Below are 17,528 nucleotides of genomic sequence, written 5' to 3'. Positions count from 1 at the left end.
AAAGGTCTATGGCTCTCGGTGAAGGGCTTTTCAACATTTCTGTAAACGTTGGCCTTGCTGGGGCGCATAGGCGGCTGCGGGGAAAGAGAGGAAAAGGGAGAAAAAGCTCCATAGGTCATCTCTGCACAAAAAAAGACCAGCTCCTTATCTGAAAAATAGGAACTGGTCCCCTCATGCGCAATGCGCGATTAGATTACCTTGTTTTCCTCCAGCTGTCGGATCGTCTCTTCCGAATACTGCAGCTCCTGTAAGACCTCGCGCGTATGCTGACCGAGCAGCGGTGCAGGACGCTTGATCTGACCGGGCGTCTGAGAAAACTTTGCTGGAAATCCGAGACTCTGAATCATTCCCGCCAGCGGATGCTCGTACTCGATCACCATGTCTCGGGAACGGATATGGGGGTCATTTAGAGCCTCGTCATACTGATAGATCGGGCTGGATGGCACCCCGGCCGCATCGAGCTTTTCCAGCCAATATTGCGAATCCTGCTGGACGAGGACAGACTCAATGATTGTTTCCAGCTCTGGCAGATTTGCCGTACGCTCGCTGTTGGTCAAAAAGCGCGGGTCGTCGATCAGCTCTTCCTTTTCGATCACTTCCTTGCAAAACTTCTCCCACAGCTTCTGATTTCCCGCGCCGACCAGGATGTTTCCGTTTTTGGTCGAGAACCCCTGATAAGGTGCGGTCACCCGGTGGGCGGAGCCGTTTGCTCTCGAAACTTCACCTGCTCCGAAGTAAGCGGCAGACTCCCAGACGGTCCAGGCCAGTCCCGAATCCACCAGCGACAGATCGATATGCTGGCCTTCCCCGGTCGTCATTTTGTGGATGTAGGCAGCCATGATCGAGTAGATGGCGGTAACCCCTGCGGCGATGTCATGTATGGCAATGCCGTTCTTGACCGGACGTCCATTCTTTTCTCCCGTCATGCTCATGAGCCCGGACAAGCCCTGCGCCATGATGTCATAACCGCCCTTGTGACTGTAAGGCCCTGTCTGTCCGTACCCGGAGATCGAGCAATAAATCAGACCTGGGTTCAGCTCGCGCAAAGTCTCGTAGTCGATCCCCAGCTTTTTCGTCACACCGGGACGGTAGTTCTCGATAAACACATCCGCAGACCGGACGAGATCGTACAGGATTTCTCGGCCTGCCTCTTCCTTGATATTGAGGCGAATCCCCCGCTTGTTGCGGTTTGCCATCATGAAGCTGTAGCTCTCTTCCTCGAAATACGGGCCCATGATGCGGCTATCGTCGCCATTCGGGTATTTTTCTACCTTGATCACATCGGCTCCCAAATCGCCCAGCACCATCGTGCAATACGGTCCTGCGAGCACCTGCGTCAAGTCTATCACTCTCATGTGTTGTAACGCCTGCTGCATCTTCTGCCTCCTACTCGTTACAAGCGAATCAGTATACTCCTGTTCAGCTCCGCGACGGAATTGCTACCGGACAATGCTACGGATACATCCAGCTCGTTGATCAATGTGTCGAGAACACTTGCCACGCCCTTTTCGCCCGCAACCGCGAGACCGAACATGAAAGGTCGTCCGATCAGAACAGCCGTTGCCCCCAGTGCGATCGCCTTCACCACATCCGCCCCTGTGCGCACGCCACTGTCGAGCAGCACGGGAATACGTCCGTCTACCGCTTCTGCGATCGCCGGCAAAGCATCCAGTGTCGAAATGGCTCCATCTAGCTGACGTCCACCGTGATTGGATACGATGATGCCGTCTACGCCGCGTTCTACAGCCAGCTTCGCATCGTCCGGGTGCAGGATGCCTTTGACCAGGATCGGCAGCTTGGTGTGCTGGCGCAGATAGTCGATGTCATCCCAGTTGAGCGTCGGATGATAAATGTTGCGGAGCACTTCCTCTACGGCATTTTCCGAGTTTACTTCGGACAGTCTGGAGCAGAAAACAGGATCCGAAACGTAGTTCGCCAAGCCTCTTCCTTCACGCAAAGGAGAGTAGCCATTGCGGAAATCGCGGCGCTTCCATCCGAGCATGATCGTGTCCACAGTAAGTACGATTGCCGAGTAGCCAGCCGCCTCCGCACGCTTGACCATGCTGGCGCACACTTCCCGATCGTTGGACCAGTACAGCTGGAACCAGCGCGGGGCATCCCCCATGGTTTCGGCGATTTGTTCCAGCGTATGAGCGGAAACGGTGCTGACGACCATCGGTACGCCAGCCGCTGCTGCTGCACGGGCCGTAGCCAGCTCGCCCTCTTCATTCGCGATTGCTTGCATGCCTACCGGTGCCAGCAGTACAGGTGTTTTCAGCTGCTGACCAAAAAGCTCGATGCCCAGCGTACGCTTGGAAACATCGCGCAGCATCCGTGGCACAATCGCCCATTTGCCAAAGGCAGCACGATTGGAGACAAGCGTCTCTTCTGCCCCTGAGCCCCCAGCGATGTAGTCAAACGGTCCTGCTGGCAAAAGCTCCCGCGCTTTTTGCTCCCAGTCCTCGATCGAGATCGGCAGCGCTTGTGTATCCTTGTTTACGCGGGTAAAAAGCAAGCTTTCGTTTTTTTGTTCTGTTCCTGCCATGAAAATTCCATCCCTTCTTTATTCAGCGAAACTGCGGTTTTCGCTTCTCCAAAAACGCTTGCACGCCTTCCTTGTAATCTTCTGAATCAAATGATTGCAAGATTAGTTCGGCAATTTCGGCGTTTTCTTCCGTATGTCCATTCAGAATCGCCTGTACGATTTGCTTGGTTCCTCGCACAGACACCTGTGAACGCTCGGCGATCAAGGCGGCAAACGCATAGGTCTGCTCTGCAATTTCGCTGTTATGGTAAATGCGGTCGATCAGCCCGATCCGATACGCCTCTTGTACATCCAGTGATCTTGCTGTGTACAAGATTTCTTTTGCCTTGGATGGACCAACCAGGTCGACGAGTCTTTTTGTACTAGTTAAATTATAGACGATTCCCAGCTTGGATGGGGTGATCGCAAAAATTCCATCTTCTGCGCTGAAACGAAAATCACACGAAAGCGCAATATCCAGTCCCCCGCCTACCGCGTATTTCTGGATCATGGCAATCGTCGGTTTGGGAAAACGGTGCAGCCTGTCTACCGATTCCATCGACAAATCATTGTATTCCTTCGCCTTCTGAGCGGAGGAGCGGTTGGACAAAAATTCGCTGATGTCTGCCCCCGCCGCAAACGAGGTATCATCCGCACCGCGAATGACCACTACTTTCGTCTGCTCATCTGTCTCCAGCTCCGCCAGCCGTTTGGACAGCGTAACCCACATTTCCAGGTTCAGCGCATTGCGTTTGCTCGTACGGTTCAGCACGATCGTCGCGATCGGTCCTTGTTTCTCTACGTAAATCAGCTGCTCTTGATTGCTCATGCTCGTGTCACCTCGCCTCTCGTTTTATCCCTTTTTGTACTTCGCCGCCAGCTTGTTCCCGATCGTTTGAATGCATTGAACGAGCAGAATCAGGATGAAGACCGTCACGTACATGACATCGACCTCATAGCGCAGATGTCCGAACCGGTAAGCCAGATCGCCCAAACCTCCTGCGCCGACGAGCCCAGCCATCGCCGTTCCGCCAATCAGCGTGATGAGTGCAATCGTCAAACCGAGGATAATGGAGGGACGCGCTTCGCGGAGCAGGACATGCCAGATGATATGCCTCGTCCGTATGCCCATCGACCTGTACGCTTCGACCACACCGCTGTCCACCTCTAAAAGGGCGCTTTCCATCAGCCGGGCAATATTGGGGACAGCATGGACGATCAGCGGAACGATAGCGCCCTTGATTCCGATAGACGTACCTACCAAAAGCTTGGTGAACGGCAGGATAAAAAACAGCAAAATAATGAACGGGATCGAACGAATGATGTTGACTACCACGTTTAAAATCTGGTAAACAACCCGATTTTCCAGCGCATTCCCCGGTCGGGTCAGGATCAGGAGAACCCCTAGCGGCAGACCGAGCAGCACAGAGAAAAGCAGGGATACCGAGACCATCTGAAAGGTTTGCACGACGGACTCCCAAATAATCGGGAGACGTCCCTCGATGAATTGTTGAATATCAGACATGGGCTACCTCCACTCCCTCGATCATGACTCCTTGTTCCTCCAAATAGGCGATGGCTCGCTTCGTTTCTTCCTGATCGCCATTCAGATGAACGACCAGTGCACCAATCGTCTCCTGCTTCAACTGGATAATACCGCCGGCCAAAATATTGGGAGACACCTGAAATTTCGTACTGACCGATGCCAGCACAGGCTTGCTCGTGCTCTCCCCCACAAAGGACAGCCGCACGACCGGCCCAGTCTGGATCAGCTCCTGCAGTACATTGGCAGGCAGCTCCTTGTGATACGTACTGTTCACAAAGCGCTTCGTCGTCGGATGAGTTGCGCGCGCATAGATGTCGACCGTCCGCCCCTGCTCGATGACCTTTCCGTTTTCCATAACAGCCACACGATCGCAAATTTTCTGGATGACGTTCATTTCGTGGGTAATGAGCATGATGGTAATTCCCAGCTCTTTGTTGATCTTGAGCAGCAGCTCCAGAATCGACTCAGTCGTCTCCGGATCTAGCGCGCTGGTCGCTTCGTCACTGAGCAAAATTTCCGGCTCCTGCGCCAGTGCCCGGGCGATGGCTACACGCTGCTTTTGACCACCTGACAGCTGGCCCGGATAGGCATCATGCTTGTCTTCCAGCCCGACGATCTTCAGATACTTGGTGACTCGCTTGTCCAGCTCCTCTTTGTCGACCTCCGTCAAACGAAGCGGAATCGCGATATTATCGTAGACATTAGCCGTCTTCAGCAGATGGAAACCTTGGAAGATCATGCCGATTTTGCGTCTGACCTGCAGCAGCTCTTCCGCGGGCAGGTTCGTTACCTCTTTGTCCTTGATGACTACGGAACCAAAAGTCGGTGCTTCCAACAGATTTACGCAACGAATCAAGGTACTTTTCCCGGCACCACTGTAGCCGATCACGCCGAAAATTTCCCCCTTCTTTACTTCAAGTGAGACATCATCGATCGCCTGGATGGTTCCCTTTTTTGTCTGAAAGCTCTTTGAGACATTGGATAGCTTGATCACGCTGTACCAGAACCTCCTTTATTTCCTCAAACTCCTGTTAACGCAAACGGGGCCCCGCCATTTCACTGGCGGAGCCGGGTGGTATTACCAGACAGGGATAACGGAGCCCTCAAAGGTATCCTCCACAAATTTTTTCACTTCGTCTGTTTGGTACGCCTTCACCAGCTTCTGTACAGCGACGTCGTCTTTGTTTTCCGTGCGAACGACGATGACATTGTGGTGCTTGGAGTCCTTTTGCTCCAGGAAGATCGCGTCTTTTCCTGGGTTCAGGTTGTTCTTGATCGCATAGCTCGTATTGATGGCTGCTGCCGTTACATCATCCAGCTGCTTGGCAATCTGTGCCGCGTCCAGTTCAACGAATTTCAGCTCGCGTGGGTTTTCGGCGATATCGAGAACGGTCGCTTCGTCCCCCGCTCCATCCTTGAGCTTGATCAAGCCGGCGCTTTGGAACAGGAGCAGGGCACGCAGGCTGTTCGTCGGGTCGTTCGGGAGTCCAATGGTATCGCCCGCTTTCAGCTCATCCAGGCTTTTGATCTTTTTGGAGTACATCCCCATTGGATTGAGGACGGTCTGACCCACTGCTGTCAGGTCTGCCCCTTTTTCTTTTTTGTACGTTTCCAGGAACGGAATCGTCTGATAGCTGTTTGCATCGATTTCTTTTTCAGCCAACGCGATATTCGGCATTTGGAAATCGGAGAATACTTTCAGTTCTACTTCCAAGCCATCTTTCGCAGCCACTTCTTTGACCTTTTCCAAAATTTGTTCATGCAGGCCGGACGTTACACCGACAACAATCTTCTTCTCGTTAATCGCCGTGCTTGACTGCGCGCCGCCTCCGCATGCTGTAAGGGCCAGAACGAGGAGCCCGGATGCTAGAATACCAAGAGCTTTTTTCATGGTGCCTTTCCTCCATTATACCGATTATACAACTATGATTACTATGAATAATAATGATAAGATATCCCTGCAAAAGACCATCGTCCTTGCAAGGCAGGTTTTATTATTATTCAAATAATTACAAAACGTAATATACTATACAGCTTATATCCTAGTCAATTACTATGTTTATTTTTCCGACAAAAAAAGCAGATGCACGGCAGCATCTGCTTTTTCCTTTTAACCTGTTGGCGCTTCTATTTCTTTCCTCTTCATCCTTGACCGGAATATCGCTTTGATCAGGGATGGCACGACCAAAAAGATAAACAGGGTACGGAACAGCTGATAGCATATGACGACAGACAAATCAGCATGAACCTCTGCTGCAATAATCCCCATCTGGTCCATCCCTCCTGGAGATAGACCCAAAAAGGCGGTCATGAAGGACACCTCATGGAACTGTGTCAGCAAAAAGCTCAAGCCCATCGAGCAGCCGATCAACAATACGCCGCTGAGAACCGCCAAGATCGCCATGAGCAGCTTGTTCTTCAGCTTTTCCGGCTTCAGCAGCAAGCCGATATACCCTCCTATCATGAGCTGGCACGCATTGAGCAGAACGGAAGGCAGTGCCGGACCATGGAATCCGGACAGATTGATCAGGATGGTAGCCATCATCGGCCCGAGAAAGATGGCAGATGGAAAGTGGATCTTTTTCCCCACATAGGCAGCTGCCGTACATGCAATCGCAAAAACGAATATGTTCGGAAACAGTCCACTCCAGCTCACCGCCGCTTTTTGGGCAATCAAGTGCTGGCCCATACCTTCCAAACCAAATAAGGGACTGAATACAAGCATCGGCACAAAGAAAATGATCATCAGCAAACGTGAAACCTGCAGAAATGTAACAACCGTCAGATCCACTCCCTCGATCTCTTGGGCGAGCGGTATCATCTGACTCAGTCCGCCCGGGATGCTGCCCATCAAGACAGTGGGAAAAGAGGTGCCTGACAATTTGGAAACCAAAAAGGCAATACCCGCCGCACAAAGCAGTGTCATGGCTGTCAGCAAAATCATCAGCGGCAGCTGCTGGCCAATTTGCTGGAAGGCCGCCATCGTAAAGGACAAGCCGATCGTGTAGCCGATCATGATCATGCCCGTACTTCGAACAACACCGGACCAGTAAGGCCGAAACGATTTCCACAGCTTGGAGACGATCAGCACGAACAGCATCGGACCGAGCAGCCACGGGATCGGCAGATGCAGCCATTGAAATACCAAGCCGCCCACAATCGCGATGAACAAGGTAATGGAAAAGGAAGCAAAGCGTTCACTGTTCATCTTACTTCACCGCAGCTGCGATTTCCTCGAGCCGTTTTTCCACATTGCCCTTGTAGATCCCGCCGTGGTAGCAGACCACCGTTTCAATAGGCAGAGTCATGAGTCTTTTTAACGAGCGGAGAGCTTCTTCCATGTCAGGAGTAGCATGTGGATTCGGCCCCTGCAGCTCGCCGTTTATTACGTTCAGCGCGTCTCCTGCGATCAGCGTCTTGCTCGCGAGGTGGTACAGACAAATGTGTCCGGGAGTATGACCTGGGGTATGAATCACCTGCAAGCCTCCGCCAAACGGCAGCACATCGCCGTCAGTGACGACATGATTGACGTTGGCCCCTGTCTCTGGAGAAAAAGCCTGAACAAACTCGTTTCGCTCTTTTTCAGGCAGCGCTTGCAGCATCCCGTCGCGCATCTGCGGCTGCATTTTGATCAAAGGAAGCACGCCGTCGATGTACGGCTTGTCGTCAGCATGCGCGTATACATCCAGCGGATCCTTTGCTTCCGCCAAAAAATGCGGCAGACTCCCCACATGGTCGATATCCTGATGGGTCAAAATAACAGCATGCGGCCCATCTGCAGGCAGGCCCGCTTCCGCGATGAGACTTTGAATGGTGTCGTAGCAGCCAGGCATGGCCGTATCAATCAAGGTACAAGTTTGATCGTCGTACACCACCATCGGATTGATCACCAGTTTTCTCGGCCCGATCTCGAAAGTCAATTGCAGCATTTCCAATCCTTCTGCGATTTTCATAAGTCCCATCCTCCTCTTCACCGTTACAAAACTTACGAGTTCATTATATGACCCATGAGTTTTTACTGTCAATTCCATATATTGACCTTGCTTTTCTGGCATGTCAGAATACGGAGGGGTGAGTTCAATGGAAGAAGCAAAAAAACAGCAGATTCTGCACAGAGCAAAGGAAGTTTTTCAGGAAAAGGGCTACGTTTCCGCTTCCATGCAAGAAATAGCGGAATCCTGCGGAATGGCCAAAGGCAGCATCTACAAAATCTTTCCCTCCAAAGAGGATTTGTTCACCGAGGTCTTCGTCGCTTGCCATCAAACGATGTTCGATCACGCGCGGGAAATGGATCGAAAAAACCACGCCGAGCACTTGTCGCCAAAGGAATGTCTACGGCAAAATATAGAGTTCCAGCTGCAGTACATGCTGGAGAATTTCTTTTTTATGTTTGAATTCACTGAGCTTCCTATCAAGGAAAACGAAAAATTTATAGCGGCATGGAAAAAAAAGCGGGCAACTCTTTTAGCCTTGCATAGAGACTGCATATTGGAAACCTATGGGAGCCGCGTCGAAGCCTTCGTGTGGGATGTCGTTGCCATTTACCGGGGAATTCTGCGCGAGTATTTGTACTATACCGTCCGCAAAGTCATTGCGCTGCCGATGTCGGAACTGGCCCAGTTCATCGTGGAGCGAATCGACGCTGTTGTAAACGATTTGCTCGCTTCAGAAGCAAAACCCATTTTGCAGTCGACCAACGCCTACTTTCAGCATCTCAACCCGCTCGACCCGCTGCACCAGCAGCAAAATGTCTCTGGCTTTCTGAATGCCTTGGCTGCCAAAATTCAGAATCTGTCCATGCCTGCCTCAGCTCGCGACGAGCTTTTAGAGGTCATCTCCCTTTTGCAGAAAGAGCTGGCACAAGATGCCCCCAATCGCACGCTCATTCACGTATTCGTGACCTATCTGGAGACGATTCCTCAGCTGCGTCCTGATGTGCGCCAGCTTGCCTTGCTGATGTAATGCAAAAAACCACCCTCTCGATGGGTGGTTTTGCTTGATCACGCCTTGTTTTGCATAAGCTCGCCTTTCAAGCGGTCCAGCTGGCGGAAATGATGACGGTAATGCATTTCGACGAGCTGGAACCATTCCTGACCATTCAGCGCCCCAAACCCCGGGTGCACGATTTGATGCGCAAGCGAGATCTCGTGCAGATGCGGCTCAACCTCTTGCATGCGAGCTGCTGCAGCATTCAGGCCCTCCAGGATTTGCTCCTTGCTCTCGGGTTGGACAGGGGTGTACGCAGGGGAAGGCGGCACTTGAACCCGGATCGGAGGAATCTCTCCCCCTGCAAACACTTTCTGTCCGATTTCAGTCTTGTCACCTGTCGTCACATCTGATCCGATCCGGCACTTCTCCACATTGGCGAGTTGCATGTATAGAGCGGATTGGTACAAATGCACGTACATTTGGCCGATAGACCAGTCGCTTGGGCTTGGCTGTGTCGTGAGCTCCTCCATGGTAAAATGACTCAGCTCTTCGACGTAGCGAGCTGTACTTTCTTGAAAACGTTGCAGCAATTCCTTGGTATTCATCTATCCCCACTCCTTTTCGTTGATAGCCTGATCATACAAAAACGCTACTGACAGCATCATGTCAGTAGCGTTTTATCATTTTTTCGATTTCCTCACGAATTTCCCTCCGAAACATTTCCGGTTCCAGTACCTCAAGATGGGCTCCCCAGCCTAATACCCATTGCTTGACTTCCTCCGTATGACGAACGCGCAGGGTGAAGAGCAAGCCATCGGACGAATCCTCCCACCCTTCGAGGAAAAAATAGTTGGATTCCTTGATTCGCTCGGCAATGTCACTTTGGGCAAGCAGACGCACGTACGTTTTCCGGTCATCCATCGGTTTGTATGCATGCAGATTGAAATCAGGCGGGCGTTGGTACCCCTCTTCTGTTATCGCAAGCTGGCTCATCCGCGACAGCCGGAAGTGCCGCAGGTCGTCGCGCAGATCACAATGCCCGATCATGGTCCATGAACCACCTACAAGAGCTAGCCCGTACGGTGCGACTACGCGGACACTGTCTCTGTTCCCGTCCTCCTCTGCCAAGCTTTTGCGATAATGAAAGGATACTTTTTTGGCATCCAGCAATGCCTGCCTGATCTTCTCCACCCACTCTTTTTCCTGCTTTCCCGCTGGAGTATCGCTGGCAAATGCGAGAAGGCGCATGGTCGTGAGGATATTGGCCGCTTCTGAGCGGACTTGTTCCGGGAGCACTGCCTCGATCTTGCTCCGGGAGCTTCTCGCTCTTTCCTGATAGCGCGGATCGAATTTCTGCTCGACAAAATGCGCTCCTATCAGCAAAGAAACGGCTTCCTCCACGGTAAAGCTGACGGGTGGCAAGAAAAATCCCTCCATCAAGGAATAGCCCACACCCGGTTCGCCTACGATCGGAACGCTCGCTTCACTGAGCGCCTGCATATCCCGGTAAATGGTTCTCACACTTGTTTCAAAGCGGGCAGCCAAATCCTCTGCACGCACCACACCCTTGCGCTGGAGCTCCAGCACGATGGCGAGGAGGCGATCCGTCTTGTTCATGGCCGGCTTCTCGCTATCAATCTCAGCAGCATGTCGACGTCAGGAAGTCGATAGCCCTCGATGCCCTGGGCATTCAGCACCATGAGCCCGGAGAGGACAGACAGGTAGGAGGAGATGAGCTCTTCCAGGCTGCCTTCCACGATTTCCCCTGCCTGCTGTGCCTCTCGGAATACAGGCAAAAGCCGCGCGATAAACGCGTGCATATCATGGCGGGCTATGAGCTCCTTCACTTTTTCTGGCACACCGTCCGATGTCCGTGCATGATGGATTAGCATGAAATATGGCGTGCCGCTTTCGTCAAGCATTTCCATCGACAGCGCCCGTATTTTTTCGAGTGGCGTTCCCGGCAGATCATACACACCGCTTGTAGCCTCTTCTGCTCCCTTCATCGCATCCTCGATCAGGGTGGTAAACAGCTCTTCCTTGGAGGAAAAGTAATGGTACAGGAGTCCGTGGCTGATCCCTGCTTCCGCCGCAATCATGCTCATTTTGGTCCCGATGATCCCGCGGCGGGCAAACACCTTGAGTGCCGCCCGCATGATTTGTTCTCTTCTTTCATCACGAATTTGATGCAGCTGTTCTTCGTTTAATGGCGCCAAAGAATGTTTCACTCCTTAAACGGGATGATTTCGTCCAGTATTTCTTCCAGCGACATTCCCTGATGGGTCTGTTGCAGCTCTGCCAACAACTGCATTCCCTCGTCACTTGTGCCGAGAATCTCCGACACGGTTTGCGCATTGAAAATGTCGCGTGGCGATTGCGACAGCGTATTCACTCCCCAATACAAACCGTACCAAGGAAGGTTTTGCTTGGCCGTAGCCTCCTGAAGCAGAAGACTCATGACTCGGCTTACAAAAGTGATGCCCTGCAAAGAATCAGAGCCATCGTACTCGACACCCTCCCACTGGATATCCGTTGCGCAGTTCAGCCACCACGCCGGTTCGATGGCAGCCTGCATGCAGATGAGGACTTGCTTCTCAAAGTCGCGCTGGGGATTCACCTGCTGCTGCCGCAAGCAAGCGTCCAGTTTTTCTGCTTCGATGGCGGCTACCGTCATTCCTTGACCGAAGATCGGATCAAAAATACAAAAAGCATCGCCGAGAATCAGCAAGCCAGATGGCCATCGCGTCATCTGCTCATAGCGGTGACGGTACAGCTCAGGGACTCGGTAGCTGCGTATGGTCGTCAGCGGTTCGAGCCCTTCCAATGTTTCTGCGATCAGGGGGCTGGGCAGCTCCGCGATCGCTTGTCTGTATCTTTTCTCATCTGTCGGAGGGTAATTTCCGCCTGGCCGATAGAGGAGCATCTCCGCCACCTGATTTTCGATAAAGGAAAATACCCCGGTAAAGGTCCCAGTGGCAGGCTGCCCTGCGATGTTGATGACATCCCATTTTTCGATCAGCTCTGTAAGCTGAGGGGGGACTTGAAAGCGTTGCGTGCTGTACCCGATGTTTGCTTTCAGGACATCGGGACGAGGCACTTCGTAGCCCATTTCCGTAAGCCACTGTGGCAGCTTGGAAAAACGCCCGCTCGTATCTACTACCAGGTCAGCCGTAGCTTCGGTTACTTGCATAGGCTCTTTGCGATTCCGGATAAGGACACCCGTAACCGCCGTATGATCGGGATAGGGGAGAAGGCCGATGACATCCTGCCTGTCGAGGATATGAACATGAGGGATGTCTTGCACCCGCTTGCGAATGACCGACTCCAGATTCGCCCGACTGAACTTGATATCGTTTCGCTGGTAAAGACCCGTAATGCTCCCATATTGATTGCTGTTACATACGGTTTTGTTGAAGGACGATGGAGCACCGTTTGCAACGAGATCGTTCTCAAAACCTGGAAAGAAGCGTTCTGTTATCATCTTACCACGTGTGGTAAACCGATGGGGGTGAAAAGCATGGGGAGTGCCTAAGCGGTCCTGCGGCTCTGTCGAAAGCTCATCCTTATCTAGGATCAGCACCTCGGTATAGTAATCGGATAGCACTCGCGCCGCCAATAAACCGGCGATGCTCCCTCCAATAACAATTGCTTTTCCCGTCTTTTCCATTTTACCCATTGAAATCGCTCCTTTTGATAACGCCATGATATAGATTGACTAAATCAGTCAACAAAAGACATGTAGGGAAGAATCCAAAGTAGGAGTGAGTTTAGTATTTGATTGACTTAATCAGTCAATTGTAAATTACTTCTTTTTTTCGATTCTGTCAATTGAAAAAAAGCCCTTTTGCAGATTGGGCTGCAAATGGACCTTTCTCCCTTTAGCATGAGTACAGGAACCTGACAAAACAAAAAAATCCGGGTGAACACTTCACCCGGATCTTGCTGCGGCGATTCATTATTGAGCCGTATAGCCGCCGTCTACCAGAAGGCTTGTCCCTGTAATGAACGAAGCATCGTCGCTTGCCAGGAACAGCACTGCTTTTGCGACTTCCTCCGGTTTGCCCAGTCGCCCCATTGGATGCAGGCTGACGAGGTGGTCATTCATCGCTTCATTTCGTCCAGCGATCAACGGTGTATCGATGTAGCCCGGACATACAGCGTTGACGCGGATTCCTTCTTTTGCGTAGTCGATTCCCAGCGTCTGGGTCAGCAGCTTCACGCCGCCTTTCGCTGACGCATAGGCAGTCACTCCCGCTTTTCCTGCGTGGCTGTGGATAGAGCCGCAGTTGACGATGGCCCCACCGCCGCCTTGTGCGAGCATTTGCTCGATGACGTATTTGTCGCAGAGGAATACCCCTGTCAGGTTGATGTCAATCGTACGGCGCCAGTCATCCATGCTCAGTTTCGCAGCAGGCGCATCCTTCGCAATACCAGCATTCGCGAAGAGAATGTCTACCCGGCCGTATTTCTCGACCGTGGCGCTGACCATATGCTTGACCTCTTCTTCTCTTGTCACGTCCGTTTTCACGAACAAAGCGTCGAAGCCGTCTGCATTCAGCTTGTCCGCCAGCTCCTGACCACGCAAAGAAAAGTCGGCAATAACCACTTTCGCTCCCTCTTTGGCAAACAGCTGGACGGTCGTTTCCCCGATTCCGCTTGCTCCGCCTGTGACGATTGCTACTTTATTGGCAAATCTCATCTTGTTTCCCTCCTCGTTTAACCTGTTACCTGAATTTCTTTATTGCGCAGTACCGCCGCCGTCAATCACGAACTCAGCACCCGTCACATGGCCTGCCTCGTCAGAAGCCAGGAACAAAACCACATTGGATACGTCCTCGACAGTACCGAGACGGCCTGTTGGCACGCCTTTTGCCAATTCTGCTGTGGAGTGCTTGGTTGTTTCAGCCGCATATTCCACCATTCCCGTCTGGATGTAGCCAGGGTGAATGGAGTTTACACGAACACCTTGCTGTGCATACTCGATCGCTGCATCCTTGGTCATGATGCGTACAGCCCCTTTACTCGCGCCGTACAAAACATGTCCTGGAGCGCCGATCAGACCTGCGATGGAAGAAGCATTGATCACGGAGCCTGCTTTTTGTTTTGCCATGACGGGCATTACATGCTTCATGCCCAGGAATACACCGGTAACGTTGATGGACATCAGTCGGTTCCAATCATCCAGCGTGATTTCTGCCAATGGTTTAATGATATAAATGCCTGCGTTGTTAAACAGGATGTCTACTTTTTGGTATTGTTCAACGGCTTGCGCCACAACCTGCTGCCACTGCTCTTCCTTGCTCACATCATGAGCGATGGCGAGTGCGGAACCACCCGCATTCTTGATTTCGTCTACAGTCTGATTAGCACTGTCCAGATTAATATCGGTTACCACAACTTTTGCGCCTTCCTTCGCAAATCGAAGAGCCGTATGCTTGCCGATCCCGGTTCCTCCGCCTGTGATAATCGCTACTTTCCCTTCCAATCTAGCCAATGTAAACGCCTCCGTCCAATTTGGGTTTGCTGCATCCTCTCTTCCTTACACCCTCATTATAGACTTCCTTTTCGTTAAAAAATATGTAAAGATATTTATCGTTAGTTTAGTGAAACTTAAGTAAAGAGGTGACTGTTTATGAACCTGGAGCAGCTCGAATCGATCATCGAAATCGCAAAATCCGGGTCTTTGACCAAGGCCTCCCAATCCCGGCATGTGACGCTTTCCGCTATCAGTCAATCCTTATCCAGCTTGGAGGCAGAGCTCGGGATTACGTTGTTCACTCGGTCGCGCATGGGGGCCGCTCCGACTGCTGAGGGCCTCAGCATCATTCAAAAGGCGTTTGAAATCCAGAAAAAACTGCAGGAAATCCAGGAGGAAGCGCAGGGCTATGCCAACACGATGGTAGGCGATCTGCGGCTTGCGACCATCCCGGGGCCAATGAATTTGCTGGTAAATGCGGTCGCCCGCTTCAAAAAGGATTATCCCCAAATTCGACCGGAAATCGCCGAAAAGGGCTCTCAGGAAATACTGGAAGATATTCGCCACGATAAAATCGACATCGGTTTGCTCATCGTATCCGAGAGCCTGGTACAAAAAAATGCCGGCTTGGTATTCGAACACCTCCTGGAAGGAAAAATGGTCGTGGGTGTCAGCAGGAAATCCCCGCTTGCCCTAAAGCAATCGGTGACACCGGAAGAGCTGCTCCCGTATCCGTTTGTCCTGTACAACGACGAGTACGTGAAAAGATTTGTCAACGATTTTGCCGCGAGATACGGCCCCGTCGACATCCTGTTCACCACGAATAACACAGATGCGATCCGCAGTGCCGTACGAGAGGAAATGGCCGTCACCATAGGCTTGGACTACTCCTTCATTAATGAGCCAAACAACCTTCGCGAGGACTTTGTCGCTCTCCACATCGACATCCCGAAGCAGCAGCCTATCTATCTGGGCTGGGTACAGTCGGAGGAGAGGCATTTTGCCCGAGTCGCCAGAGGGTTTATCCAACGATTGAAATACGACCTGCGAAACTATCACGAGCTTTTTCTCGCTAGAGAGTAAAGGCAGTGTCGCTCATCACGAGCAGCACTGCCTTTTTATCGATCCATGCCTTATTGACTCGGTGCGGCAAAGATCGTTGTTTCCTTCCCGTCGATGACAAGAGCGGAGTGAGCTTTCACGATCTGATTCTCATACGAAAAATCGCTTGCCGAGAAGTTGGCGATCACCTGCAGGTCCGCTCCAAAAGATGTTCGCTGTACCAGCCTGTCCTCCGTTAAAATCGCAAAGTCCGTCATAGCGCGCTGAACCGCTTTTTGATGCAAAGGGGACCAGACTTTCAGATGAGTGGTGATCAGCTCCTTGTTTGCCTCCCACGCCTTGTCATGAAGAGTGGAAGCGAATAGGCCGGATCGATGTAATCATGACGGTACACCTCTTTGATCGGGACCTGCTTGCTGTAGCGCTGCGGAATTTCTCCTGCTGGCGACCAGTAGCCGCCTGCATAGTACAGGCTCGTTTTGTTTTCCCGCATATCCGGGTCTGCCCATTTGATCACTGGCGTCTCGATTCCGTGGGCAAAGGCGATTGTCTGACTCGCAAAGTCATTTCCCGTCTCCGAGCCGATGACCAACTGCTTGTCGTCGCGAATATAGTCCATCCGCGCCAGCTTTGCCTGCATATCCTGCTCTTGTGTCGTAGTGCGTCCAGGCGTGTAGTCATCGTTGAAATCTCCAGCTGCATCCACATCGATGAACCAGGAATTGAAAGCCACACCGGTACTCATGATCTCATCCATACGCGCTTTTACGCTGGAGAGAGACAACGTCGGGTTGAGCAGTCTCCCCTCCCCGAGGAAGCCCGCTTTTTTCTCGCCGTTTTTCTTGGTGATGGTCGCGTTCTCATACAAGGTTTTATCTGGGAAAATGGCGGTGTTCCAGTCCTGGTTTTCCTCCTTGTGAATGGAATGGTACGAATCGTAGCTGGCGATCAAATAGCCCATTTCACCCGCTTGCTTCACAAACTCGGGCTTCATGTAGGCAGCCGTCCAATCGGCAAGCCCGATCCACGCATGCGAAATCCCCGCTCCCTGCAGCTTATTCAAAAGCTTCGTTGAATCGGTCGCGCCCCATTGCTCGACCTCTGTGGCCGTCTCTTGTAACACACTTTTCAGCAAGCGCTTGTTTAGCTCGTACAGCTCTGGCTCATTCAACTGCGCGACACCTTTGGCAACCAGCGCCTTCGCTTGCTCGTCTAGCCGGGGAAAAATCTGCGGGCTGTAAAAGTCTCGGGAACGCAGGACGTAGTTGAAGCCGTTCAAGAGAGCTTTCTTTTGATAGGCATCGACGTAATCCTGCTTTTGGATATCCTGGAATTGCTGGATACTCTCTTTTCCGTCTTCGCCGTTTTGTTGCAGCAGCTCCGTCATCCAGTCGAGGAATGTTCCCTGTACCCGATTTTTCAGCTGCCCCCATTTGAGGTCGTCTTCCCCTAAAAAGGATTTGTTCCACAGGTAGAAGTGCGGCGCGCCGTACAGCTTTTCTACGTTCGGATTGGCCGCAGCTTTTTCCGCCAGCGCCTTGTATTCGCCCTTCTCCTTCACGTAGTTTTTGTACACTTCCGCGATACTTACTGGATCGTTGTCGGTCACGTACAGACGAAAGCTGTAGCTCTTCTTTGGATTGACAGTAGGAAACTCGTGCGTAAAGGACAGGGAGATGGCGGGATCCACTTCCCCTCTCCCAGCGGAAGCATGTAGCTCGTCCCGCTTACTGTCGGCCATGTAAAGCTCTCTGCTCCGGTAGACTCCAGCTGAACCTGCAGGTAATCCCCCTTCTGCTCGATGGCGATCTTCATCTGATCATCCGGGTACGTCCAGCTCACCCGATGTTCGTCTTTTTGTAGATTGGACACCTTTCGTTTGGGCGACGGCTCGGACACGCTCTCTTTTACCCCCTCCTTCTCTACAACAAGCTCAAAGGTCTCCGGGTTTACATCAAAAGAGAACGCTGCTTTTCGTATTATCAGGTCAG

General features: G+C 51.9%; 17 protein-coding genes and 2 pseudogenes. 2 read left to right on the top strand and 17 right to left on the bottom strand.

Annotation, left to right across the window (positions count from 1 at the left end):
• Positions 1-188: 188 nt before the first annotated feature.
• From EDM59_RS13450 to EDM59_RS13415, 8 genes are all read right to left on the bottom strand, one after another.
• Positions 189-1,376 carry a CaiB/BaiF CoA transferase family protein gene (locus EDM59_RS13450; protein WP_122924074.1) on the bottom strand — a complete coding sequence of 396 codons (1,188 nt, stop codon included), beginning with the start codon at positions 1,374-1,376 and terminating at the stop codon, positions 189-191.
• 17 nt (positions 1,377-1,393) lie between these two features.
• A complete protein-coding gene (locus tag EDM59_RS13445; RefSeq protein ID WP_122924073.1) occupies positions 1,394-2,545 on the bottom strand; it encodes an alpha-hydroxy-acid oxidizing protein in 1,152 nt (383 codons plus the stop codon).
• A 22-nt stretch (positions 2,546-2,567) separates the two neighbouring features.
• Positions 2,568-3,353 (bottom strand): enoyl-CoA hydratase/isomerase family protein, encoded by a 786-nt coding sequence (locus EDM59_RS13440; protein WP_122924072.1) that lies wholly within the window; start codon positions 3,351-3,353, stop codon positions 2,568-2,570.
• Between the two features lie 24 nt (positions 3,354-3,377).
• Positions 3,378-4,049 carry a methionine ABC transporter permease gene (locus EDM59_RS13435; RefSeq protein ID WP_122924071.1) on the bottom strand — a complete coding sequence of 224 codons (672 nt, stop codon included), beginning with the start codon at positions 4,047-4,049 and terminating at the stop codon, positions 3,378-3,380.
• Positions 4,042-5,064 (bottom strand): methionine ABC transporter ATP-binding protein, encoded by a 1,023-nt coding sequence (locus tag EDM59_RS13430; protein ID WP_122924070.1) that lies wholly within the window; start codon positions 5,062-5,064, stop codon positions 4,042-4,044. Before EDM59_RS13430 ends, EDM59_RS13435 begins: the two co-directional genes overlap by 8 nt.
• An 84-nt stretch (positions 5,065-5,148) precedes the next feature.
• On the bottom strand, positions 5,149-5,961 hold the full coding sequence (locus EDM59_RS13425) for a MetQ/NlpA family ABC transporter substrate-binding protein (RefSeq protein WP_092266456.1): 813 nt from the start codon (positions 5,959-5,961) through the stop codon (positions 5,149-5,151).
• Positions 5,962-6,180: 219 nt separating this feature from the next.
• Complete coding sequence (locus EDM59_RS13420; RefSeq protein WP_122924069.1) at positions 6,181-7,278, bottom strand: AbrB family transcriptional regulator; 1,098 nt, start codon at positions 7,276-7,278, stop codon at positions 6,181-6,183.
• Position 7,279: 1 nt separating this feature from the next.
• The gene (locus EDM59_RS13415; protein ID WP_122924068.1) at positions 7,280-8,023 is read right to left on the bottom strand and encodes an MBL fold metallo-hydrolase; all 744 of its coding nucleotides are present in this window, start codon (positions 8,021-8,023) and stop codon (positions 7,280-7,282) included.
• Positions 8,024-8,150: 127 nt separating this feature from the next.
• Here EDM59_RS13415 and EDM59_RS13410 point away from each other — a divergent pair, with 127 nt between their 5' ends.
• On the top strand, positions 8,151-9,032 hold the full coding sequence (locus EDM59_RS13410) for a TetR/AcrR family transcriptional regulator (protein WP_183192916.1): 882 nt from the start codon (positions 8,151-8,153) through the stop codon (positions 9,030-9,032).
• Positions 9,033-9,070: 38 nt separating this feature from the next.
• Here EDM59_RS13410 and EDM59_RS13405 read toward each other — a convergent pair whose 3' ends face one another.
• From EDM59_RS13405 to EDM59_RS13380, 6 genes are all read right to left on the bottom strand, one after another.
• Positions 9,071-9,604, bottom strand: coding sequence for a DinB family protein (locus EDM59_RS13405; protein WP_122924066.1), 534 nt, complete (start codon positions 9,602-9,604; stop codon positions 9,071-9,073).
• A gap of 61 nt (positions 9,605-9,665) precedes the next feature.
• On the bottom strand, positions 9,666-10,616 hold the full coding sequence (locus tag EDM59_RS13400; RefSeq protein ID WP_122924065.1) for a helix-turn-helix transcriptional regulator: 951 nt from the start codon (positions 10,614-10,616) through the stop codon (positions 9,666-9,668).
• Complete coding sequence (locus tag EDM59_RS13395; protein ID WP_092266462.1) at positions 10,613-11,215, bottom strand: TetR/AcrR family transcriptional regulator; 603 nt, start codon at positions 11,213-11,215, stop codon at positions 10,613-10,615. Before EDM59_RS13395 ends, EDM59_RS13400 begins: the two co-directional genes overlap by 4 nt.
• An 8-nt stretch (positions 11,216-11,223) precedes the next feature.
• A complete protein-coding gene (locus EDM59_RS13390; protein ID WP_246011036.1) occupies positions 11,224-12,675 on the bottom strand; it encodes an FAD-dependent oxidoreductase in 1,452 nt (483 codons plus the stop codon).
• A 279-nt stretch (positions 12,676-12,954) separates the two neighbouring features.
• A complete protein-coding gene (locus EDM59_RS13385) occupies positions 12,955-13,698 on the bottom strand; it encodes an SDR family NAD(P)-dependent oxidoreductase (protein ID WP_122924063.1) in 744 nt (247 codons plus the stop codon).
• A 39-nt stretch (positions 13,699-13,737) separates the two neighbouring features.
• The gene (locus EDM59_RS13380; protein WP_122924062.1) at positions 13,738-14,493 is read right to left on the bottom strand and encodes an SDR family NAD(P)-dependent oxidoreductase; all 756 of its coding nucleotides are present in this window, start codon (positions 14,491-14,493) and stop codon (positions 13,738-13,740) included.
• Positions 14,494-14,631: 138 nt separating this feature from the next.
• Here EDM59_RS13380 and EDM59_RS13375 point away from each other — a divergent pair, with 138 nt between their 5' ends.
• The gene (locus tag EDM59_RS13375) at positions 14,632-15,558 is read left to right on the top strand and encodes a LysR family transcriptional regulator (RefSeq protein WP_122924061.1); all 927 of its coding nucleotides are present in this window, start codon (positions 14,632-14,634) and stop codon (positions 15,556-15,558) included.
• A 50-nt stretch (positions 15,559-15,608) separates the two neighbouring features.
• On the opposite strand, the gene EDM59_RS31405 is transcribed toward EDM59_RS13375, so the two are convergent.
• The 3 genes and pseudogenes from EDM59_RS31405 to EDM59_RS31395 all read right to left on the bottom strand — a co-directional run.
• Positions 15,609-15,794, bottom strand: coding sequence for a hypothetical protein (locus EDM59_RS31405; RefSeq protein ID WP_246011039.1), 186 nt, complete (start codon positions 15,792-15,794; stop codon positions 15,609-15,611).
• A 12-nt stretch (positions 15,795-15,806) separates the two neighbouring features.
• A pseudogene (locus tag EDM59_RS31680) lies at positions 15,807-16,924 on the bottom strand (glycoside hydrolase); the annotation flags it as partial.
• 218 nt (positions 16,925-17,142) lie between these two features.
• Positions 17,143-17,528: pseudogene (locus tag EDM59_RS31395) on the bottom strand (hypothetical protein); the annotation flags it as partial.

It is taken from the genome of Brevibacillus nitrificans, from assembly GCF_003710965.1.
Taxonomy (GTDB): Bacteria; Bacillota; Bacilli; order Brevibacillales; family Brevibacillaceae; genus Brevibacillus; species Brevibacillus centrosporus.
Note: the sequence above shows the minus strand (reverse complement) of the source record. Positions and strands in the feature narration are given on the sequence as shown.

Coding starts and splice junctions, on each gene's coding strand:
- EDM59_RS13450 (WP_122924074.1), bottom strand. CDS start 1,376: ATGCAGCAGGCGTTACAACACATGAGAGTGATAGACTTGACGCAGGTG.
- EDM59_RS13445 (WP_122924073.1), bottom strand. CDS start 2,545: ATGGCAGGAACAGAACAAAAAAACGAAAGCTTGCTTTTTACCCGCGTA.
- EDM59_RS13440 (WP_122924072.1), bottom strand. CDS start 3,353: ATGAGCAATCAAGAGCAGCTGATTTACGTAGAGAAACAAGGACCGATC.
- EDM59_RS13435 (WP_122924071.1), bottom strand. CDS start 4,049: ATGTCTGATATTCAACAATTCATCGAGGGACGTCTCCCGATTATTTGG.
- EDM59_RS13425 (WP_092266456.1), bottom strand. CDS start 5,961: ATGAAAAAAGCTCTTGGTATTCTAGCATCCGGGCTCCTCGTTCTGGCC.
- EDM59_RS13420 (WP_122924069.1), bottom strand. CDS start 7,278: ATGAACAGTGAACGCTTTGCTTCCTTTTCCATTACCTTGTTCATCGCG.
- EDM59_RS13415 (WP_122924068.1), bottom strand. CDS start 8,023: ATGAAAATCGCAGAAGGATTGGAAATGCTGCAATTGACTTTCGAGATC.
- EDM59_RS13410 (WP_183192916.1), top strand. CDS start 8,151: ATGGAAGAAGCAAAAAAACAGCAGATTCTGCACAGAGCAAAGGAAGTT.
- EDM59_RS13405 (WP_122924066.1), bottom strand. CDS start 9,604: ATGAATACCAAGGAATTGCTGCAACGTTTTCAAGAAAGTACAGCTCGC.
- EDM59_RS13400 (WP_122924065.1), bottom strand. CDS start 10,616: ATGAACAAGACGGATCGCCTCCTCGCCATCGTGCTGGAGCTCCAGCGC.
- EDM59_RS13390 (WP_246011036.1), bottom strand. CDS start 12,675: ATGGGTAAAATGGAAAAGACGGGAAAAGCAATTGTTATTGGAGGGAGC.
- EDM59_RS13385 (WP_122924063.1), bottom strand. CDS start 13,698: ATGAGATTTGCCAATAAAGTAGCAATCGTCACAGGCGGAGCAAGCGGA.
- EDM59_RS13375 (WP_122924061.1), top strand. CDS start 14,632: ATGAACCTGGAGCAGCTCGAATCGATCATCGAAATCGCAAAATCCGGG.
- EDM59_RS31405 (WP_246011039.1), bottom strand. CDS start 15,794: ATGACGGACTTTGCGATTTTAACGGAGGACAGGCTGGTACAGCGAACA.